We start from the raw sequence: 19,807 nt of genomic DNA on the forward strand, positions 1-19,807 counted from the left end.
CACCCGCACGATGCGGGACTGGACGCTGACCACCCTGTTCATCGCGCTGCTGGCGACCGCGGCGCTGCTGGCCATCCTGCTGCACCACGCCGTGGACCGGCCGCTGCGCATGCTCCGCTCCGCCTCACGCCGGGTCGCCGACGGCGACTTCACCCATGTCATCGGCGCACACGGCCCCGCCGACGTCCGCGACGTGGCCCTCGCCGTGGAGGCGATGCGCGGCCGGATCACGATGGCTCTGGAACAGTCCACCGAACGCGAGCGCCTGCTCCAGAGCCGCACCGCGGAGCTGGACGCGCAGACCGTGGAACTGCGCCGCTCCAACGCCGAGCTGGAGCAGTTCGCCTACGTCGCCAGCCACGACCTGCAGGAGCCGCTGCGCAAGGTCGCCTCGTTCTGCCAGATGCTGGAGCGCCGCTGCTCCGACCAGCTCGACGACCGCGGCCGCCAGTACATCGCCTTCGCGGTGGACGGCGCCAAGCGCATGCAGGTGCTGATCAACGACCTGCTGACCTTCTCCCGGGTCGGCCGCCTGCACCAGCACCAGCGAACGCTCTCGCTGGGCGAGCCGCTCGACGAGGCGCTGGCCAACCTCGACGGCCCCCTCACGGAGTCCGGCGCCCGCGTCGAGAGGCCCGACGACCTCCCCGAGCTCACCGCGGACCCCACGCTCATGGTGATGCTGTGGCAGAACCTGATCGGCAACGCGGTCAAGTTCCGCTCCCCCGACCGCGAGGCGGTCGTCCGCGTCACCTGCGAGCGGGAGGACGGGCACTGGCACCTGACCGTCACCGACAACGGGATCGGCATCCCCGCCGAGTACGCCGACAAGATCTTCGTCATCTTCCAGCGGCTGCACAGCCGCGACGCCTACGCCGGCACCGGCATCGGCCTGGCGCTGTGCAAGAAGATCGTCGAATACCACGGCGGCCGGATCTGGCTCGACCCCGACCGCGAGGAGGGCTCCCGGTTCCACTTCACCCTCGCGGCCGACGACCCGCCCGCCGCGCCCTCCGGCGCGGAGGCCTCCGACGACGCCCCCGACGGCCGGACCGCGGACGGCGCCGGCGCGTCCGCGGGCGGCACGCCCGACGCCGACGTTCCCTCCCCGACCACCGACCTCCAAGGAGCCAGTTCGTGACCAGCACCGCCGTCCAACCCATCACCGTCCTGCTGGTCGAAGACGACCCCGGCGACGAGCTGATGACCCGTGAGGCCTTCGAGCACAACAAGGTCGGCAACACCCTGCAGGTCGTCCGCGACGGCGCGGAGGCCCTGGACTTCCTCTACAAGCGGGGGGAGCACGCCGACGCGCCCCGTCCCGACCTGGTCCTCCTCGACCTGAACCTGCCCAAGCGCGACGGCCGCGAGGTCCTCGAAGAGATCAAGTCCGACCCGGAGCTGGCCTCCATCCCGGTGGTGGTGCTGACCACGTCGTCGGCGGAGGAGGACATCCTGCGCAGCTACAAGCTGCACGCCAACGCCTACGTCACCAAGCCCGTCGACTTCGACCAGTTCATCAAGGCCATACGGCAGATCGACGACTTCTTCGTCACCGTCGTCCGCCTCCCCACCCGCCACTGACCCCCGTGTACTTCGACGGCTTCACCCTGGACCGGGTAGACGTCGGCGACGCCACCCTGCGAGTGCGGCACGGTGGGACGGGACCGGCCCTCCTGCTGCTGCACGGCCATCCCCGGACGCACGCCACCTGGCACAAGGTCGCGCCGCTCCTCGCGGACCGGTTCACTGTGGTGTGCCCGGACCTGCGGGGATACGGGAAGTCGTCCAAGCCGCCGACCGACGCCGACCACGCGCCGTACTCCAAGCGCGCGATGGCCGGGGACATGGTCGCCCTCATGCGGGCCCTCGGCCACGGGTCGTTCGCCGTCGCGGGGCATGACCGCGGGGCCCTCGTGGCGTTCCGGACGGCGATGGACCATCCCGCCGCCGTCACCGCGCTGATCCCCATGGACGGGCTGCCGGTGGTCGAGCACCTGGAGCGCTGCGACGCCCGTTTCGCGGCCCGGTGGTGGCACTGGTGGTTCTTCGGGCAGACGGACAAACCGGCGGAGCGGATCATCAGCGCCGACCCCGACGCCTGGTACACCGCGACCGGCGAGCACATGGCCCCCGAGGCGTGGGCCGACTTCCGCGAGGCGATCCACGACCCGGCGACCGTGCACGGCATGCTGGAGGAGTACCGGGCCGGACTGGGCATCGACCGGAGGCACGACGAGGACGACCGCCGTGCCGGTCGCCGCGTCCAGTGCCCGGTGCTGGTGCTGTGGTCGGCCCGCGACGACCTGGAGGAGATCTACGGCGATCCGGTGCGGATCTGGCGGGCGTGGGCCGACGACGTCCGCGGCGGTCCCATCGACTCCGGCCACCACATGGCCGAGGAGGCCCCCGGGCCCGTGGCCGGCGCGATCGGCGCCTTCCTCGACCGCCACGCCCGCTAGGGCCGGACGGAGACCCCGCCGCCAGGGAGACGCCCGGCATGCCGCGTGAGCCCGGGCGACCGGATGGTCCGGGTGCGACGGATTACTGCCTAGCGCAAAGATCAGGGCGATCGCCCTCCGACGCGGGATCTCCGCCGCCGGCGCATTGCGATGCCCTTGCGGCCCTTGGGCGAGACCGGTCAGGAATCGAGAAGCGCGGGTGAAGAAGCCGCGGCTAGCGTGACCGGCATGGACATCACCATTCACACGAGCTTCCTCCCGCACGACGACCCGGACGCCTCGCTGGCCTTCTACCGCGACGCGCTCGGCTTCGAGGTCCGCAACGACGTCGGCGGCGGCAGGATGCGCTGGATCACGGTGGGGCCGCCCAAGCAGCCCGACACCTCGATCCTGCTCGCGCCGCCGACCACCGATCCCGGCATCACCGACGACGAGCGCCGCACCATCGCCGAGATGATGGCCAAGGGGACCTACGGCTGGATCCTGCTCGCCTCCCCCGACCTCGACGACACCTTCGACAGGGTGCAGGCCGCGGGGGCCGAGGTCGTCCAGGAGCCGATCGAGCAGCCGTACGGGGTGCGCGACTGCGCGTTCCGCGATCCCGCGGGGAACCTGATCCGCATCCAGGAGCGGCGCTGACCCCTGGCGAACCGCGGCCTCGGCCTGGCGCGCCGTCCGGTCAATGGCACTAAGTCCCAGTCGTGGCGTCAGATCCTGTTCATAGAAACTTGGCGGCTTTGTATCGACTACGCCCCTCCGCAAGGTCATCATGACGGCTGGTCGCCCTCGATCCGGGCGCGGTCCGGATCCGGGGGAAACGTCCCCTTCGGGACGCACTCGTTCGTAGGAGGTACCTGTGCTCAGGCAGCGCTCCCGGCCGTCCTGGACGAAACGAGCCGCCGTCACCCTGGCGGCCGCGACATGCGCGACGGGCGTCACCGCCACCGTCCCGGCAGGCGCCGCGGTCTACGGCTCCTGCACGATCTCCCGCTGCTCCGACGGCCGGTACGCCGCCTCGGTGTGGGCCGGCAAGGGCTGGCCGTCCAGCTCGGGCTGGTACTCCTGGCCTGACGGCCGGTACAACTACACCGGCGGCGTCTACCACAACTACGACGGCCAGCTCCCGGCCGGCGTGTCCTACCACGAGTACGACGTCTACTCGCGGGCGAAGGGCGCCTCGCGCGACGCCTACCGGATCGTCCACAGCAGCACCGGCACCGTCTACTTCTCGCCGGACCACTACTCCAACTTCTACAAGCTCTCCTAGGAAGGGACCCGTCCGATGACCACGCCGCCGCACTGGCTGACGCTGACCAGCGATCCGGTGCGCGCGGCCGTCGACGGGCACGCGTGCCGCACCCGCGCCGCCTTCTTCCGGGAGGCGGCGCGGGCCCTGGCCTTCCCTGACTACTTCGGCCACAACTGGGACGCGTTCCTTGACTGCCTGCGCGACCTCGACCGGCCCGCCCTCACCGTGGCCCGCGCCGACGAACTCCTGGCGGACGAGGACCCGCGGCACCTCGCGATCCTCCTCAGGATCCTGGCCGAGTGGGAGGTTCCCACGACCCTCGCCGCCGCCCCGGAGCGCATGCCCGTCCTGCGCACCCGACTGGCCGCCGCACTCCCCTGAACTCCCCGCCGCCGAACGGCTATGGTTCCTCACTGCTGCTCTTCCCCGCTGTCGGAATGGTTGGAGCGTCGGTGGTGCGAACGCGTCTGCTCGCACAGGTGCGGGATCGGGTCGACCGGTTCAACGGCGAGCGTGATGCGACCCTGGTCCTGGCCCCTCGGGCCGTCGCCGACGCGGTGGACCTGATCTGCTCGGTCCCGGACCCGGTGGACGACGTCGAGGTCGCCCAGGCGGCGGGCTGGCTGTTCTGGCTGCGCTTCGCCGCCCGCGGCTCGACCGAGGGCGAACCGGACCTCGCCGTCGCCCTGGACCTCCTCAATCCGGTGCACCGGCTGGTTCCGGCCGCGGTCCCCCCGTTGATCGGCGAGCTGTTCGACCGCGATCCCCCGGACGCCCCGGACGGCGGCGGGCTGCTGGCCCGCCTCGGCCGGATGCTCTACCGGGACACGCTCGCCTCGCAGGACCCCGGCCTCCTGGACCGCGCCGTCGAGCTGTTCCGGCTGGCGGCCGACGCCACCGGGCCGGGCCACGCCGAGCACGGCCGCTGCCGGACCAACCTCAGCAGCGCGCTGCTGACCCGCTTCGAGCGGACGGGCGCGCCGTCCGACCTGGAGGAGTCGATCACCTTCGGCCGGGCGGCGGTGGAGGCCGCCGGGCCGGGCGACCCCGAACGCGCCCTCTCCCTGTCCAACCTCGGCAACGCCCTGCTGACCCGGTTCGAGCACCTCGGCGGCGAGGCGGACCTCGACGCCGCGATCGAGGCCGGGCAGGCCGCGGTCACCGGCTGGCCCGACCACCCCGACCGCGCCGCCATGGCCTCCAACCTCGACCTCGCCCTGCGGACGAGGGAGGCGCTGGCCCGCCGGGTCACCGAGCTGGACGAGCTGATCGACCTGGCGCGGGACGCGGTGATCACCACCGCCCCCGACCACCCCGCGCACGCCGGGCAGCTGTCGCAGCTCGGTCACGCGCTGCTGGCCCGGTTCGACCGCGCCGGGGACCCGGCGGACCTGGACGAGGCGATCGAGGCCCATCGGGAGGCGGCGGCCGTCGCCGAGCCGCACGACCCCGGACGTCCCGACCACCTGTCCGACCTCAGTGACGTCCTGCGGATCCGGTCCGTCCAGACCGGAGACGAACGCGACCTGGCCGGCGCGGTCGAGGCGGGACGAGCCGCGGTGGCGGCCACCCCCGCCGACGATCCGGATCTGTGCGGACGGCGGTCCAATCTCGCCAACGCGCTGTGCGAGCTGCACCGGCGCACCGGCGGCCGGAGGGAACTGGACGAGGCGGTCGCGCTCGCCCGGCGGGCCTCGGCCGCCACCCCGCCGGACGATCCCGACCGGCCCTCGCGCCTGTCGAACCTGTGCGACATCCTCCGCGTGCGGTTCGAGCGCACCGGAGAGGAGGCCGACATCGACGCCGCGGTCGAGGCCGGGCGCGCCGCGGTCGCCGCCGCGCCGCCCGGCCACCCGCACCTGGCGGCCTACCTCGGCAACCTCGGGGCGGCCTCGCTGTCCCGGTTCCGCGGCACCGGCGCCCAGGCGGACCTCGACCAGGCGGTCGACGCGCTCCGGATGGCGGTGGCCGCCTCGCCGGACGCGAGCCCCGACCGCGGGACGATGCTGGCGAACCTGGGCGGCGCGCTGCAGATCCGGTTCGACTCCCTGCGGCGCCGCGAGGACATCGACGAGGCGGTCGACGCCTGCCGGAAGGCGGTCCTCGCCACCCCGGCGGGGCACTCCAGCCGGGGCGTGCGCCTGTCCAACCTCGGCACGGCCCTGCAGGCCCGGTTCTCGATCAGCGGGGAGCGGGCCGACATCGACGAGGCGGTCGAGACCGCCCAGTCCGCCGCGGCGGCCGTCCCCGAGGGCCACCCGCGCCGTGCCGCGGTGCTGTCGAACCGCGCGCTCGTCCTGCACCGGCGGTTCGAGCGCACCGGCGAGGCCGCGGACGTGGACGCGGCGATCGGCGCCGCCCGCGCCGCGGTCAACGCCATCGACCCCGACCATCCCGACCGCGCCGGCTACCTGGCCAACCTGGGCCAGGCGCTCGGCGCCCGGTTCGCCCGCGCGGGCGCCGGACCGGACCTCGACGAGGCGCTCGCGGCATGCCGGGAGGGAGCGGCGGCCGAGGCCGCTCCGCCCCGCGTCCGCGCGGTCGCGGCCGCCCGCCGGGCCAGGCTCGCCGCCGAGGCCGGACGTTGGGAGGACGCCGTGTCCGCCTACGCGACGGTCGTCGACCTGATCGGACGGACGGTCCCGCGCGGCCTCGAACGCCGCGACCAGGAGATCATCCTCGGCGACATGGGCGGGATCGGATCGGACGCCGCCGCCTGCTGCGTGCGCGCCGGGCAGGTCGAGCACGGAGTCGCGCTGTTCGAGCAGGGACGCGGGCTGCTGCTCGGCCGGGCGCTCGACACCCGCACCGACCTCTCCGAGCTGGCCGAGCGCGACCCGGATCTGGCCGGGCGGTTCACCTCCCTCTGCGCGGAACTCGACCGTTCCGCGCCCCCGGTGGGAGTCCCCGGCAGCGGCGCCGACCCGGCGCCCCAGCCGTCGGTGGAGCGCCGCGCCACGGCCGCGGCGTTCGACCGGCTCGTCGCGGAGATCCGGGAACTGCCCGGCCTCGACCGCTTCCTGCGTCCGCCCGCCGTCCGCGACCTCGCACCGGGCCGCGGCCACGTCGTGATCGTCAACGTGTCGGACTTCGGGTCGCACGCGCTGGTCCTCGACGCCGGCGCGGGCGTCGCGGCCGTGCCGCTGCCCGCGCTCACCCCCGACGCGGTGACGGCGGAGGTCGGCGCGTTCCTGGCCGCGGTCGAGGAGCTCGGCGCGGGGAGCGCCAGAGCGTGGGCGGCCGGGCAGCACCGGATGTCGCGGACGCTCGAATGGCTGTGGGACGCGGTGGCCGGTCCGGTGCTCGACCACCTCGGCATCGGCGGGCCGCCCCAGGACGGCGCGCCGTGGCCGAGGCTGTGGTGGTGCCTGTCAGGACTGCTGTCGTTCCTCCCGGTGCACGCGGCGGGTTACCACGGCACCGCGGCCGGCGAGACCCCGGCGACGGTCGTCGACCGCGTCGTGTGCTCGACGGCCCCGACCCTCCGGGCCCTGGCCCACGCGCGGCGCGACGCGGCGGACACGGCGCCGACCGAGGGTGACCGGGCGGTCGCCATCGCGATGCCCGGCACGCCCGGCGGCCGGTCCGACCTGCCGGGCGCGGAGGCCGAGGCGGTGCTGGTCGGCCGGCGCTTCCCGGGCCCGGTCGACGTCCTCACCGGGCCGGCCGCCACCCACGAGGCGGTGCTCGCGGCTCTGCCCAAGGCCCGGTGGGCGCATTTCGCCTGCCACGGGCACAGCGACCTCGCCGACCCGTCGTCCGGCCACCTGCTGCTGGCCGACCACCAGACCCGGCCGCTGACGGTGACGGACCTCGCCGGGCTCCGCTTGGACGCCGCCGAACTCGCCTTCCTGTCGGCGTGCTCGACCGCCCGGCCGGGGGCGCGCCTCGCGGACGAGGCGATCCACCTGGCGTCGGCGTTCCAGCTCGCCGGCTACCGGCATGTGATCGGCACCCTGTGGCCGATCGGGGACCGGCACGCCGTCGAGATCGCCGACCTCGTCTACACGGCCGTCGCGGACGGCGGCGACGTCGCCGGCGCGGTCCACGCCGCGACCCGGCGGATGCGGGACCGGTGGCCGGAGTACCCCTCGGTGTGGGCGTCGCACGTCCACGTAGGCGCCTGACCGGCCCGCCGCGCTACGGGGCGAGGCCCTCGAACGGGCAGCCCAGCAGGATCTCCGCCGCCTGCCGCGGGTAGTCGTCGTCGTCCGGCGCCATGAGCACGACCCGCGAGGTGCCCGGTCCCCCGCCGGGAAAGGCATGGCAGTGGACGAGGAAGGGCGGCGGGCCGGAACCGGCGGGCCCCTCGGTCGGCGCGACGTCCCTCGTCTCGAAGAGGAACCGGCCGTCCGTGACCGTCACGAGGGCGATGCCGTGCGCCCGCGCGAAGGCCACGGCGCCGCTCTGGTACGTGGCGGTGGACACCATGACGCCCTTGTGCGCGCCGACGCTCTGGACCTTCTGGTGAAGCACCTGCACCAGCTCCCGCTTGATCGGGTTCCGGTGGTGCTTGGCCTCGACCACGACGAGGAAGTCCATGCCCGCGAAGCGGTAGCGGACGGTCGCGTCGAGGTCGTAGGTCCCGTCGGAGCCGGCCACCTTCTCGTGCAGCGTGACGCTCAGCCCGCTGACGTGCGGCGCGGCCGACCCGAGGAGCCGATCGGCGACGAACTCCTCGAACTCCGCGGGGGTGACGCCGGTCCGGGCCCCGGACGGCGGCGCCGCGCGGACCTCCTGATCGCTCACGGGTCGGATCCTACGAGTTCACCGCTCCCGCCCGCTGACCCACACGGCGATCTGGGTGCGGGACGAGTAGCCGAGCTTCGCGAGGATGTGCTCGACGTGCGAGTCGGCGGTGCGTTTCGCGATCGTCAGGCGCTCGGCGATGCCGCGATTGGACAGCCCCTCGGCCACGAGTTCCGCGACCTGCCGTTCCCGCTCGGTGAGCGGGGACCCGCCGCTGTCCGCCCCTTCCTCGCCCCCGGGAACCGGCTCGTCCAGCGCCTCCGCGATCGCACGTGTCAGGGGAAGCCGCTCGCCCTCCTCGAACGCCGCGCGGTACCGCGCCTCGCCCAGGGCCTCCACGGTCTTGTCGATGTGCACGTCCCGGAGGACGGCGTGGTAGGGGCCGAACCAGGACGTCCGCGTGGACTCGCGCATCCGGTCCGCGGCGCCGAGCAGCCGGGCGGCCCGGACGTGGTCGCCCCCGCTGCACAGGCAACCGGCGATCGCTTCGAGGCCCAGCGTGATGCCCAGCCGGTCGCCGAGGTCGCGTTTGGTCCGCAGCGACCGGCGGAGCCGCCGCATCGCCCCGTCCAGGTCGCCGGCGAGCCACAGGCTGAGCCCGCCCACCAGCATCCCGTAGGAGCGGACCCAGAACTCCCCGCGCTCCTCGCCCGCGCGGACGGCCCGGTCGGCGTGCGCGACGGCGGCGGAGAAGTCGTTCTCGAACAGGTGCGCCGTGCCGCGGAAGATCTCGACGAGCAGGCCGAGCACGTCGTCGTACCCGGTCTCCCGGTACAGCTCGTCCGCTCTGTCGAGCCGCTCCAGCGCCAGGGGGAAGTCGCCCGCGAACAGGGCGAGGAGCCCCTGGCCGGTGCGGGCGTCCGCGGCGGCCGCCCGATCGCCGTCGGCCCGGGCCTGGGCCAGCGCCCGTTCCAGCAGCTCGCCGCCCCCGGCGAGGTCGTTCTGCATCGTGCTCGCCAGGGCCGCCATCGTGAGCAGTCCCGACCAGCCGGGGCCCGTCGTGTCGCGGGTCGCGAGCAGCCGGTCCATCCAGTGGCGGCCCTCGCCCGGCACGCCCTTCAGCACCCAGAAGCGCCCGAGGGTCTCCATGGCGCCGCGGACCGCGTCCGCGTCGGCCGTCGCGAGCACCTTGCCCAGCGCGTCGCGGACGTTGGCGCGTTCGCGGTCGAACCAGTCCAGCCACCGGACCTGCTCAGGGCCGGTGAGCTCCTCGCGGGCGCGTTCCAGCCGTCCGGCGTACCAGCCGAAGCAGCGGGACCGGAGCCGGCCCTCCTCGCCGCCTCCCAGCGCGGCGAGGCGCTCGGCGCCGTACTGCCGCAGCGTGTCGAGCATCCGGTAGCGCACCTGGCTGCCGCGGTCGGCGCGCTGCACGATGGACTTCTCCAGGAGGTCCGTCAGCACCTCGGCGACGTGCTCGGCGTCCAAGCCGTCCCCGGAGCAGACGTGCTCGGCGGCGGCCAGGTCGAAGTCGGCCGCGAACACCGACAACCGCGCCCACAGGAGCCGTTCCTCGGGCGAGCAGAGCGCGTGGCTCCAGTCGACCGTCGCCCGCAGGGTCTGGTGGCGCCGCAGGCCCGTCCGCCGCCCCCGGGCCTGGAACAGGTGGGTGCCGAGCCTGCCGAGCACCTGGTCCAGTGAGAACACCCGCAGCTGGACGGCGGCGAGCTCGATCGCGAGCGGGATGCCGTCGAGGCGGGTGCACAGGCGCACCACGGCGTCGCGGTTCGCGCCCGTGAGCGTCCATCCCTCCACGGTCGCCGCCGCGCGCTCCGCGAACAGGGTGACCGAGTCGCACTCCCGGCCGTCCGCACCGGCGTCGTGGGCGGCTCGCGGCCCGCCCAGCGGCGGAACCGTGAACGTGTGCTCGCCCATGACGTCCAGCGACTGCCGGCTGGTCGCCAGGACGCGCAGCTCCGGCGCCGACCGCAGCAGCGCCTCGCACAGCATCGCGCACTCGTCGACCATGTGCTCGCACGTGTCGAGGACGAGCAGGATCCGCAGGTCGGCGAGATGGTCGGCGAGCAGGGCGTCAGCGGGCCCGTCGCCGCGCTCCCCCACCCCGAGCGCCTCGCAGATCGCCTGCGCGAGAAGGGAAGGCTCGCTCAGGCCCGACAGGCAGACGAAGAACACGCCGTCGCGGAAGGCGTCGCGCGCCAGGTCGGCCGCCCGGACCGCGAGCCTGGTCTTGCCCACGCCGCCCGACCCGGTCAAGGTGACCAGCCGGTGGCCGTCGATCAGCCGCCGCGCCTGCTCCAGTTCCGCCTCCCGGCCGATGAAGCTGGTGAGCTCCGCGGGCAGTCGTCCCGTCTGTCGTTCCAGCGTCGCGGTCAGCGGCACGGCGTCTCCAGTCAGCTATCGCCGGGGTTGCCGGCTCCAGGGGTGACCTGAATTGTAGTCATACCAATACGCACTGCTACGACTTTCCTAAAGTCCGATCGGCCCGCGAATCGGTACACGGATCGGTGTATCTACCGATGCCCGCTCCCCGGCGGCCCGGCAGGATGGTTCCCAGCCGGACTGGGGGAAGGTCCGCCTCGCGGGGGGACCCCGTCCCAGCGGGACGGGAGCAGTGAGCGCGGCTCCCGCGATTCCGCGGCGGCCGGATCCCGTCCGCCGGCGTTCCGATGCGGGTTCGCCGGCCCGGCGGCCGAGGGTCTGGGGGGGACCCCCGGCCGCCGGAACACGGCACGCGCCCCCTCCTCGCCACGAGCGTCCGCGCCCGAGGCCCCGCAGGCCGGACCGGAGGCCCTCGGATCACCGGTAGCGTCGGGGGATGCGGCTTCACGTGGGGTGCGCGATGTGGGCTCACACGCGGTGGCAGGGGCGGTTCGTCCCGTCGGCGCTGCCTCCGGGCGAGCGGCTGCGAGCCTATGCGAGCTGGTGCAACGCGGTGGAAGGCAACACCACCTTCTACGCGACGCCGGCGCGGAGCACCGTGGAGTCGTGGGCGGAGCAGACCGGGCCCGGCTTCCGGTTCGTGACCAAACTCCCGAAGACGATCACACACGAGCGGCGGCTCGCCGGGGGCGGGGAGGAACTGCAAGCGTTCCTGCACGCCATCGAGCCGCTCGGGCCGCGGGCGCACGCGCTGTGGGTGCAGCTCCCCGGCTCCTTCGGCCCGGGTGACCTCGGAACGCTGGCGGCGTTCCTGCGCGGGCTGCCCACGGCGCACAGGTACGCCGTCGAGGTGCGTCACCGCGCGTTCTTCGAGGACGCGGGAGCCGTGCGCGACCTTGAGCGCGTCCTGTCCCGCGCCGGGGCCGAGTGGGTCCCGTTCGACACGACCGCGTTCTTCCAGAGCCGCCCGACCAGCGACGCCGAACGCGACGCCTGGACGAAGAAGCCGCGGGTGCCGCGCAGGGCGGAGGCGCTCACGGAGCGTCCCATCGTCCGCTACCTGGGACGGGACGACACCGAGCGCACCGTCGAGGGCTGGCGGTTCTGGGTCGGCCGCGTCGCGGGGTGGCTTGCCGAGGGACGCTCGCCGACCGTGTTCGTCCACACGCCCGACAACGCCGACGCGCCCGCGCTCGCCCGCCGCTTCCACGACGAGGTGAGGGCCCGCGTGCCCGGTTTGGAGCCGCTGCCCGAGCCCGTCCCGGCGGAGCCGCCGACGCTGTTCTGACCGGTCAGCCGGGCTCCAGCATCGCCCGGGTCGCCTCCTCGACGATGTCGCGCATGGCGCGTTCGGCGGCCTCGGCGTCGCCGGCCTGCACCGCCTGCGCCACCTCGGCGTGCCAGCGGATCGCGGCCGGCTCGGGGTGCGCGGGCATCAGGTCGTGGTGGGTGCGGCCGGCCAGGACCGCGGCGACCACTCCGCTCAGCGCGCCCATCATCTCGTTGCCGGACGCCTCCAGGAGCGTCCGGTGGAAGCGGATGTCCGCGGCCAGGTAGGCCTCCAGGTCGCCGGACCTGCCGTGCACCGCCATCTCCATGACCGCGCCGGTCAGCGCGCCGCACTGCGCCGGCGTCGCGTTCCGCGCGGCGAGCGCGGCGGCCACCGGCTCCAGCCCGCGGCGCAGCTCGCCGAGCGAGCGCAGCTGCTCGTCCCGGCCGTCGCCGTCGAGGCGCCAGCCGATGATCTGCGGATCGAACAGGTTCCAGCCCGAGCGGTCGGCGACCGTGACGCCGACCCTCCGGCGGCTCCTGACCATGCCCATGGACTCCAGGACGCGGATCGCCTCCCGGATCACCGACCGGGAGACGGCGAACCGCGCCTCCAGCTGCTCGATCCGCAGCACCTCGCCCGCGGGCAGCGCGCCGGACGTGATCAGCATGCCGAGCCGGTCGAGCACGCTGCCGTGCAGGCCCGTCGACGGGGTCTCCACCATGCCGCTAATCATCACATGAAGCCGGACAACCTCTGACAAAGATATGATTTTACGGAGCTATCCCTTGTTAACGGCAGGTTATAGCCGCCACACTCGGGCGAGCACCCTCGTTCACTCCGGCTCCCAGGAGGATGACGCATGCACCCGATCGTGCTGGCCGCGGCGCCGGCGGCGTCGAGCGGGAGGCTCGTGCCGGCCGCGCTCGCCGGCATCGCCCTGATCGTCGTACTGATCACTTATCTCAAGGTGCACCCGTTCCTGAGCCTGACGCTCGGCTCGCTCCTGGTCGGGATCGTCGCGGGGCTTCCGGTGGCCGACACCATCGACGCCTTCACCAAGGGGTTCGGCGACACCGCCGCCGGGGTCGGCGCGCTGATCGCCTTCGGCGCGATGTTCGGCAAGCTGCTCGCGGACTCCGGCGGCGCCGACCAGATCGTCGACACGATCATCGGCCGCACCGGGCGCCGGTTCCTGCCCTGGGCCATGGCCCTCGTGGGGGCGCTGATCGGGCTGCCGATGTTCTTCGAGATCGGGCTCGTCCTGCTGGTGCCGGTCATCCTGCTGGTGGCGCGGCGCGCCCAGATGTCCGTCATCGCGGTGGGGATCCCCGCGCTGGCGGGACTGTCGGCGATGCACGGGCTGGTCCCGCCGCACCCGGGGCCCCTCGTCGCGATCGACTCCCTCAAGGCCGACCTCGGTCTCACGCTCGCCCTCGGCATCGCCGTCGCGCTCCCCACCATCGCGCTGTCCGGCCCGGTGTTCGCCCGGTTCGCCTCCCGCTGGGTGGACGTTCCCGCGCCGGAGCTCTACGTCACGGCCGCGGACGGGCGGGACGCCGACGACCACACCGCCGTGGACGCCGAGCGGCGCCGTCGCCCGTCCTTCCCCGTCACCCTGTTCACCGTGCTGCTCCCGGTCGTGCTGATGCTGGGCAAGGCCGTCGCCGACATCACCCTGGACGAGGGCGACCGGGTGCGCACCGTCCTGGACAACCTCGGCACACCGCTGGTCGCGCTGATCATCGCGGTCGTCGTCGCCATGTTCACCTTCGGCCGCGGCTCCGGCATGGACCGGGAGGGGATCGCCTCCTCGCTGGCCGGCGCCCTGCCGCCCATCGCCGGCCCGCTGCTGATCGTGGCCGCCGGCGGCGGCTTCAAGCAGACGCTCGTCGACACCGGCATCGGCGACCTCGTCGCCGACTGGGTCAAGGACAGCGACCTCTCGGTGCTGTTCCTGGCGTGGCTGGTCGCCGTCCTCATCCGGCTCGCCACCGGCTCGGCGACCGTGGCCACGGTCACCGCGGCCGGGATCCTCGCACCGCTGGCCACCACGCTCGACAGCGGCGAGACATCGCTGCTCGTCCTCGCGATCGGGGCCGGCTCGCTGTTCTTCTCCCACGTCAACGACGCGGGCTTCTGGCTGGTGAAGGAGTATTTCGGGCTCAGCGTCGGGCAGAACATCAGGACGTGGTCGCTGATGGAGACCGTGATCTCGGTGTGCGGCCTCGTGTTCGTCCTCCTGCTGAACCTGGTGGTGTAGCCATGACCTATCCCGACGCCCGCTATCTCGGGGACGGCGGCGAGAGCAGCGGGACGCTGCGCCCCGCCGGGGCGGCGCCCGACCTGCTCATCGGCGCCGTCGACGGCGACGGCGTCCACCGCGGGACGCGCGTCCACTACCTGGGCACCGGCGGCTCCACGAACGGCGCGTTCGGCCTCTACCGCTGGGAGATGGGACCGAAGCCCTCCGGCCCGATGCCGCACTTCCACCGGACGATCACCGAGTCGTTCTACATCCTGTCCGGAACGGTCCGGCTGCACGACGGGACGGGCTGGAAGGACACCTCGGCCGGCGACTTCCTCTTCGTCCCCGAGGGCGGCGTGCACGGGTTCCGCAACGAGTCGGGCGAGCCGGCGGCGATGCTCCTGCTCTTCACCCCGGGCGCTCCGCGCGAGGCCTACTTCGAGGAACTCGCCGAGATCGCCGCGACCGGCCGGCGGCTCAGCGACGAGGAGTGGACGGACCTGTACCGGCGCCACGACCAGTACATGGTGTGACGCCGGGCGGCTACCCGCCGATGAAGCCCTTGGACTTCAGCCACGTCTCGGCGACCTTCGCGGGCTGCTCGCCCTTGATGTCGACCTCGCCGTTGAGCTCCTGCAGGACCGCGTCGGTGAGCGCGGCCGCGATCGGGTTCACGATCTTCTCGATGGCGGGATCGTCCCGGTGGACCGTCTCCCGGACGGTCAGGGCGGGGTTGTAGACGGGAAAGAACTTCTTGTCGTCCGGAACCGGGGTCAGGCCGAGCGCCTTGATCCGCCCATCGGTCGTGGCGACCTCCCCGAAGGCGCACGGCTTGCCCTTTCCGACGGCGTCGTAGATGGCGCCCTCGGCCAGCGTCGCCACGTCCGCCTTCGGCAGGCTGAACCCGTACGCCTTCTGCAGGCCGGGCCACCCGTCGCTGCGTCCCGCGAACTCGCTCGCCACGCACGTGGACGCCTTCGCCGGGTCGCTCTTCGCCAGCCGCGCGTAGCCCGACAGGTCCGCGATCCCGAGCCGGCGCATCGTCGCCGTCTTCACCGCGAGGGCATAGGTGTTGTTGGCGGGCGCCGCGGCCAGCCACTTCACCTTGTTCTTCGCGAGGTCCTGCTCCGCGACGGCCGCGTACTGCCGGGCCGGGTCGCCGATCGGCTCCGTCTGCTTGAGGTAGTTGACCCAGGCGGTGCCCGTGTACTCCCAATACATGTCGATGCTGCCGGACGTCAGCGCGGCCCGCGTGGTGTTGCTGCCCTGGAGCCCGCACTTCTCCTTCACGGTCGCGCCCGCCGAGCGCAGCGCGAGGGCGGTGACCTGGCAGAGCACGAGCTGCTCGGTGAACTCCTTCGACCCGACCGTGAGGGTGACGCCCTTCAGCGAGTTGCCCTCGGCCAGGCTCCCGGCCTTGGCGTCGGTTCCGGTGGAGCTGAAGCAGCCGGCGGTCAGGGCGACGGTGGCGAGGGACGCGGCGGCGGCGAGCTTGCGCATGGTGACTTCTCCTCGGGTTTCAGAGGCCGCGGGGGCGCAGGACGAACTCGACGATGCCGATCAGCCAGTCGGCCGCCATCGCGAGCACGGCGGTCAGGACGCTTCCGGTGAGCAGGATCGGGGTCCGGTTGAGGGAGATGCCGGTGTTGATGAGGTCGCCGAGCCCGCCGGCGTTGGTGAACGCGGCCAGCGTCGCGCTGCCCACGTTGAGGATCACCGCGACCCGGACGCTGGCGAGGATCACCGGGACGGCGAGCGGCAGCTCGACGCGGAACAGGACCGCCGCCCGGGACAGGCCGATGCCGCGCCCCGCCTCGATGAGCGACCGGTCCACACCCCGCAGGCCGACCATCGTGTTGCGCAGCACCGGCAGGGCCGACACCAGGATGAGCGCGATCACCGCCTTCTGGAAGCCGATGCCGACCGTGACGGCGAGCAGCACGAGCACCCCGATCGACGGGACGGCCTGCCCCACGTTGGCGAGCGCGAGGAACGGCGCCGAGAACCGGCTCAGCCGCGGCCGCGTCAGCAGCACGCCGAGCGGGACCGCGATCGCGAGGACCAGCGCCGTGGACATCGCGACCAGCCTGACGTGCTGGAGGAACTGGTGGGTGATCTCGGACCGGTCGAGGGACCTGCGCTCGATCGCGTCGAGGTCGAGGCCGCGCACGTAGAGGTAGAGCGCCGCCGACACCGCGACGAGGAACACGGGGGTGGCGAGGAGCCCGGCGAGGGAGCGGCCGGCGGCCTCGTCGCCGGGCCTCGTCCGCTCCGGCACCGCCGTGACGGTCACGGCCTCGGCTCCGAGTTCTGCCGGACGATCGCCGACCACGAGACGGCGCCCGCGGCGCGCCCGTCCTCGTCCAGGACGGTGGCGGTCTCCGTCCCGGCGCGGAGCATCGCGTCGAGGGCCTCGTACAGCGACTGGTCCGCGCGGACGGTCGCGGCCGGGGCGCCTTCCCCGGCGGGCAGCAACCCGATCGAGCCGACCTCGACCAGCCGCAGCCGCCGCATCGCCGCGCCCGCCCCGACGAACTCCGCGACGAACCCGTCGGCCGGCTCGGCGAGGATCGCCGCGGGCGTGTCGTACTGCACGAGCCTCGCCCCCTGCCCGAGGATCGCGATCCGGTCGCCGAGCTTCAGCGCCTCGGTGAGATCGTGGGTGACCAGCACGATCGTCTTGCCGATCCGGGCCTGGAGCTCCAGGAACGCGTCCTGCAGCCGCTCCCGCGTGATGGGGTCGAGTGCGCCGAACGGCTCGTCCATCAGCATCGCGGGCGGGTCGGCGGCAAGGGCGCGGGCCACCCCGACGCGCTGCTGCTGCCCGCCCGACAGCTCCTTCGGATACCGGCCGCGGTACGTGCCGGGATCGAGCCCCACCATGTCGAGCAGCTCGTCGACGCGCGCGCGGACGCGCCCGCCGTCCCAGCCGAGCGTCCGCGGGATGAGCCCGACGTTCGCGGCGATCGTCATGTGCGGGAACAGCCCGACCTGCTGGATCACGTAGCCGATGCGGCGGCGCAGCCGGTCGGGGTCGGCGCGGGTGACGTCCTCCCCGTCGAGCAGGATGCGGCCCGAGGTCGGTTCGATCAGCCGGTTGATCAGACGAAGCGTGGTCGTCTTGCCGCAGCCCGACGGGCCCAGCAGCACGACGATCTCCCCGTCCCGGACGCTGAGCGTGAGGTCGCCGACGGCCGGGGCGTCCTGCCCCGGATACCGCTTGGTGACGCCCTCAAGCCGGATCATCTCCCGCCCGGCCGGGGCGGGCCGCGCGGTCTCGGTCGCGGCGGGTTCGGTCATCGCAGCCCCCTGGAGGTGGTGAGCCGGGACAGCAGGACGAACAGCGCGTCCAGGACGAGCGCCAGGACGGCGACGCCGAGCGTTCCGGCGAGGGTGTCGTTCAGCGCGTTGGCGCCGCCGATGCGCGACAGCCCCCCGAAGATCAGCTCGCCCAGCCCGGGCCCGGCCACGGCGGCGGCGATCGCCGCGATCGCCACCGTCATGATCGTGGCGACCCGGACGCCGGTGAGCACGACCGGCCAGGCCAGCGGCAGCCTGACCCTCACCATCCGGCTCAGCGGGCTCATCCCCATCCCCCGCGCCGCCTCCTCCACCGCGCCCGGCACACCGTCCAGGCCGGTGATGGTGTTGCGCAGGATCGGGAACACCGCGTACAGCGCCAGCGCGGTGATCGTCGGGGCCAGCCCCAGCCCGAACACCGGGATGAGCAGCCCGAACAGCGCGAGCGACGGGACGGTCAGCATGGTGCCGGTGACGCCGAGAGCCAGTCCCCGCGCCCTCGGCCGCCCCTCGACCACGACACCGAGCCCGATCCCGACCACGGCCGCGATCGCGACGGCGATCAGGACGACCTCGGCGTGCTCGCCCATCATCCGGGCGATCTCGGGCCAGCGTTCGGACAGGTACTCGGAGAAGCTCATCGCCGCCTCCCGTCACCGCGCGCGGCGGCGGGAGCCCGGGCAAGGACGGTGGGGTTCGCGTCTCCCATACCTCAGAGGCTGCCTACGGATGATCAGTCTGGCAATAACGGATCGGTGAGACCGAACGCTCGAACGCGTCCCCACCGCCGCACCAGAGGCCCACGAAGGCCCCCCACCACGCCTCCTCACGGCACGCACCGCACCCCGCCGACACCAGCCCCGAACGGGCAGGCACCCCACCCCACAACATCCCCCACCCGCAACAGGCGAACAACAACTGGGCAAGCACCACGAACCGTCCGACACCGGCCCCAAGACCAGCCCCGAACGGTCAGGCGCCCCACCCCACGACGCCCTCCACCCGCAACAGGCGATCGACAACTGGGCAGGCCCCACAAACCGTCCGACACCCGCCCCGAGACCGGAACCGAACGGGCAGGCGCCCCACCCCACAACGCCCACCACCCGCAACGAGCGATCAACAACTGGGCAGGCGCCACAAACCGTCCGACACTGGTCACGCCGAAAGGAGCCCGAGGTGCCCTACGCCTACGATCCAGACCTCCTCCCGTGGATGGCGCGGGTCCCGCGCCTCTCGATCGCCGACATCGAGCAGACCCGCCGGGACGAGAAAGACATGTTCGCTGGTACGCCGGAATACACCCCTCCCGCACCGGTCGAGACCCGCGACCTCACCATTCCCGGCCCAGCCAACGCACCGGCCGTCCCGCTTCGCATCTACGCGCCGGCGAACCGGGCGGGAGTCCTCCCGGGGCTCGTCTACCTCCACCCGGGCGGATTCGTCCTGGGCAGCATCGACCTGTCCTCTGACGACGCGACCGCTCTCGCGATAGAGGTCGGCGCCGTGGTGGTGTCCGTCGAGTACCGCCTCGCTCCCGAACACCCCTTCCCGGCCGGGCTCGAAGACTGCTACGCCGCCCTCACCTGGACGGCGGCGAACGCCGCCGACCTCGGGATCGACCCGGCCCGGCTGGCCGTAGGCGGCGAGAGCGCGGGCGGCGGGCTGTCCGCGGCCGTCGCCCTCCTCGCCCGCGACCGGGGCGGCCCACCGCTGCGCTTCCAGTTCCTCGGCGTCCCGGAGCTGGACGACCGGCTCGACACCCCGTCCATGCGCGCCTTCACCGACACACCGATCTGGCACCGCTCCAACGCCGAGCTGAGCTGGGACTACTACCTGGGCAAGGGCGTCCGCGGCACCGACGGCGTCTCCCCGTACGCGGCCCCCGCCCGCGCCGAGGACCTTTCCGGCCTACCGCCCGCCTACGTCACGACGTGCGAGTTCGACCCGCTACGCGACGAGGGCCTGGCCTACGCGCAGAGGCTGATCCAGGCGGGCGTCCCGACGGAACTGCACCACTACCCCGGCACCTTCCACGGCTCCACCATGATCACAGAAGCCCCCGTGACCCAACGCATGATCGCCGACCGCAACACCGTCCTCCACCGCGCCCTCCACCCCACCCCGTGAACCCAGCAGGCCCCCAAACCGCATCCTCACAAACCACCGCCTCTTGGCTCGCTTGGATTGTG

18 protein-coding genes are annotated in these 19,807 nt (G+C 73.2%); 11 read left to right on the top strand and 7 right to left on the bottom strand.

What is annotated here, in order from left to right:
- The 7 genes from AB0C69_RS18365 to AB0C69_RS18395 form a co-directional block, all read left to right on the top strand.
- On the top strand, nucleotides 1-1,141 hold a 1,141-nt coding region (locus AB0C69_RS18365), incomplete at its 5' end, for an ATP-binding protein (RefSeq protein WP_360354806.1).
- A complete protein-coding gene (locus AB0C69_RS18370) occupies nucleotides 1,138-1,584 on the top strand; it encodes a response regulator (RefSeq protein WP_345171976.1) in 447 nt (148 codons plus the stop codon). The genes AB0C69_RS18365 and AB0C69_RS18370, both read left to right, overlap by 4 nt.
- Before the next feature lie 5 nt (nucleotides 1,585-1,589).
- Nucleotides 1,590-2,462: an alpha/beta hydrolase gene (locus tag AB0C69_RS18375; protein ID WP_345171974.1), complete on the top strand. Its 873-nt coding sequence runs from the start codon at nucleotides 1,590-1,592 to the stop codon at nucleotides 2,460-2,462.
- Between the two features lie 228 nt (nucleotides 2,463-2,690).
- Entirely contained in the window at nucleotides 2,691-3,101 is a 411-nt protein-coding gene (locus tag AB0C69_RS18380) for a VOC family protein (protein WP_345171972.1), read from the top strand.
- A gap of 217 nt (nucleotides 3,102-3,318) precedes the next feature.
- Nucleotides 3,319-3,729, top strand: coding sequence for a ribonuclease domain-containing protein (locus AB0C69_RS18385; RefSeq protein ID WP_345171970.1), 411 nt, complete (start codon nucleotides 3,319-3,321; stop codon nucleotides 3,727-3,729).
- 15 nt (nucleotides 3,730-3,744) lie between these two features.
- Complete coding sequence (locus AB0C69_RS18390; RefSeq protein ID WP_360354810.1) at nucleotides 3,745-4,092, top strand: barstar family protein; 348 nt, start codon at nucleotides 3,745-3,747, stop codon at nucleotides 4,090-4,092.
- A gap of 71 nt (nucleotides 4,093-4,163) precedes the next feature.
- Nucleotides 4,164-7,838, top strand: a complete 3,675-nt coding sequence (locus AB0C69_RS18395) for a CHAT domain-containing protein (RefSeq protein ID WP_360354813.1) — start codon at nucleotides 4,164-4,166, stop codon at nucleotides 7,836-7,838.
- 13 nt (nucleotides 7,839-7,851) lie between these two features.
- On the opposite strand, the gene AB0C69_RS18400 is transcribed toward AB0C69_RS18395, so the two are convergent.
- Together AB0C69_RS18400 and AB0C69_RS18405 are read right to left on the bottom strand one after the other, a co-directional pair.
- Complete coding sequence (locus tag AB0C69_RS18400) at nucleotides 7,852-8,460, bottom strand: restriction endonuclease (protein WP_360354816.1); 609 nt, start codon at nucleotides 8,458-8,460, stop codon at nucleotides 7,852-7,854.
- An 18-nt stretch (nucleotides 8,461-8,478) separates the two neighbouring features.
- Complete coding sequence (locus AB0C69_RS18405) at nucleotides 8,479-10,797, bottom strand: LuxR C-terminal-related transcriptional regulator (protein ID WP_360354819.1); 2,319 nt, start codon at nucleotides 10,795-10,797, stop codon at nucleotides 8,479-8,481.
- A gap of 436 nt (nucleotides 10,798-11,233) precedes the next feature.
- Between AB0C69_RS18405 and AB0C69_RS18410 the strand changes: the two genes are divergently transcribed.
- A complete protein-coding gene (locus AB0C69_RS18410) occupies nucleotides 11,234-12,085 on the top strand; it encodes a DUF72 domain-containing protein (RefSeq protein WP_360354822.1) in 852 nt (283 codons plus the stop codon).
- A 4-nt stretch (nucleotides 12,086-12,089) separates the two neighbouring features.
- Here AB0C69_RS18410 and AB0C69_RS18415 read toward each other — a convergent pair whose 3' ends face one another.
- Complete coding sequence (locus AB0C69_RS18415) at nucleotides 12,090-12,791, bottom strand: FCD domain-containing protein (RefSeq protein WP_345171956.1); 702 nt, start codon at nucleotides 12,789-12,791, stop codon at nucleotides 12,090-12,092.
- 138 nt (nucleotides 12,792-12,929) lie between these two features.
- On the opposite strand from AB0C69_RS18415, the gene AB0C69_RS18420 reads away from it, so the two are divergent.
- Entirely contained in the window at nucleotides 12,930-14,330 is a 1,401-nt protein-coding gene (locus AB0C69_RS18420; protein ID WP_360354825.1) for a gluconate:H+ symporter, read from the top strand.
- Between the two features lie 2 nt (nucleotides 14,331-14,332).
- Entirely contained in the window at nucleotides 14,333-14,848 is a 516-nt protein-coding gene (locus AB0C69_RS18425; RefSeq protein WP_345171952.1) for a cupin domain-containing protein, read from the top strand.
- A gap of 10 nt (nucleotides 14,849-14,858) precedes the next feature.
- On the opposite strand, the gene AB0C69_RS18430 is transcribed toward AB0C69_RS18425, so the two are convergent.
- From AB0C69_RS18430 to AB0C69_RS18445, 4 genes are read right to left on the bottom strand one after another with little or no spacing between them, the layout of a single operon-like run.
- Complete coding sequence (locus AB0C69_RS18430; protein ID WP_360354827.1) at nucleotides 14,859-15,815, bottom strand: glycine betaine ABC transporter substrate-binding protein; 957 nt, start codon at nucleotides 15,813-15,815, stop codon at nucleotides 14,859-14,861.
- 19 nt (nucleotides 15,816-15,834) lie between these two features.
- Entirely contained in the window at nucleotides 15,835-16,608 is a 774-nt protein-coding gene (locus AB0C69_RS18435; RefSeq protein ID WP_360354830.1) for an ABC transporter permease, read from the bottom strand.
- A complete protein-coding gene (locus AB0C69_RS18440) occupies nucleotides 16,605-17,615 on the bottom strand; it encodes an ABC transporter ATP-binding protein (RefSeq protein ID WP_345171946.1) in 1,011 nt (336 codons plus the stop codon). The genes AB0C69_RS18435 and AB0C69_RS18440 overlap by 4 nt, the downstream gene beginning before the upstream one ends.
- The gene (locus AB0C69_RS18445) at nucleotides 17,612-18,256 is read right to left on the bottom strand and encodes an ABC transporter permease (RefSeq protein ID WP_360354833.1); all 645 of its coding nucleotides are present in this window, start codon (nucleotides 18,254-18,256) and stop codon (nucleotides 17,612-17,614) included. Before AB0C69_RS18445 ends, AB0C69_RS18440 begins: the two co-directional genes overlap by 4 nt.
- Nucleotides 18,257-18,794: 538 nt before the next feature.
- On the opposite strand from AB0C69_RS18445, the gene AB0C69_RS18450 reads away from it, so the two are divergent.
- A complete protein-coding gene (locus AB0C69_RS18450; protein WP_360354836.1) occupies nucleotides 18,795-19,745 on the top strand; it encodes an alpha/beta hydrolase in 951 nt (316 codons plus the stop codon).
- Nucleotides 19,746-19,807: the final 62 nt, after the last annotated feature.

Origin of the sequence: Actinomadura sp. NPDC048032 (assembly GCF_040653175.1) — a bacterium.
Taxonomy (GTDB): domain Bacteria; phylum Actinomycetota; class Actinomycetes; order Streptosporangiales; family Streptosporangiaceae; genus Spirillospora; species Spirillospora verrucosospora.

Coding starts and splice junctions, on each gene's coding strand:
- AB0C69_RS18380 (WP_345171972.1), top strand. CDS start 2,691: ATGGACATCACCATTCACACGAGCTTCCTCCCGCACGACGACCCGGAC.
- AB0C69_RS18390 (WP_360354810.1), top strand. CDS start 3,745: ATGACCACGCCGCCGCACTGGCTGACGCTGACCAGCGATCCGGTGCGC.
- AB0C69_RS18410 (WP_360354822.1), top strand. CDS start 11,234: ATGCGGCTTCACGTGGGGTGCGCGATGTGGGCTCACACGCGGTGGCAG.
- AB0C69_RS18415 (WP_345171956.1), bottom strand. CDS start 12,791: ATGGTGGAGACCCCGTCGACGGGCCTGCACGGCAGCGTGCTCGACCGG.
- AB0C69_RS18420 (WP_360354825.1), top strand. CDS start 12,930: ATGCACCCGATCGTGCTGGCCGCGGCGCCGGCGGCGTCGAGCGGGAGG.
- AB0C69_RS18425 (WP_345171952.1), top strand. CDS start 14,333: ATGACCTATCCCGACGCCCGCTATCTCGGGGACGGCGGCGAGAGCAGC.
- AB0C69_RS18430 (WP_360354827.1), bottom strand. CDS start 15,815: ATGCGCAAGCTCGCCGCCGCCGCGTCCCTCGCCACCGTCGCCCTGACC.
- AB0C69_RS18440 (WP_345171946.1), bottom strand. CDS start 17,615: ATGACCGAACCCGCCGCGACCGAGACCGCGCGGCCCGCCCCGGCCGGG.
- AB0C69_RS18445 (WP_360354833.1), bottom strand. CDS start 18,256: ATGAGCTTCTCCGAGTACCTGTCCGAACGCTGGCCCGAGATCGCCCGG.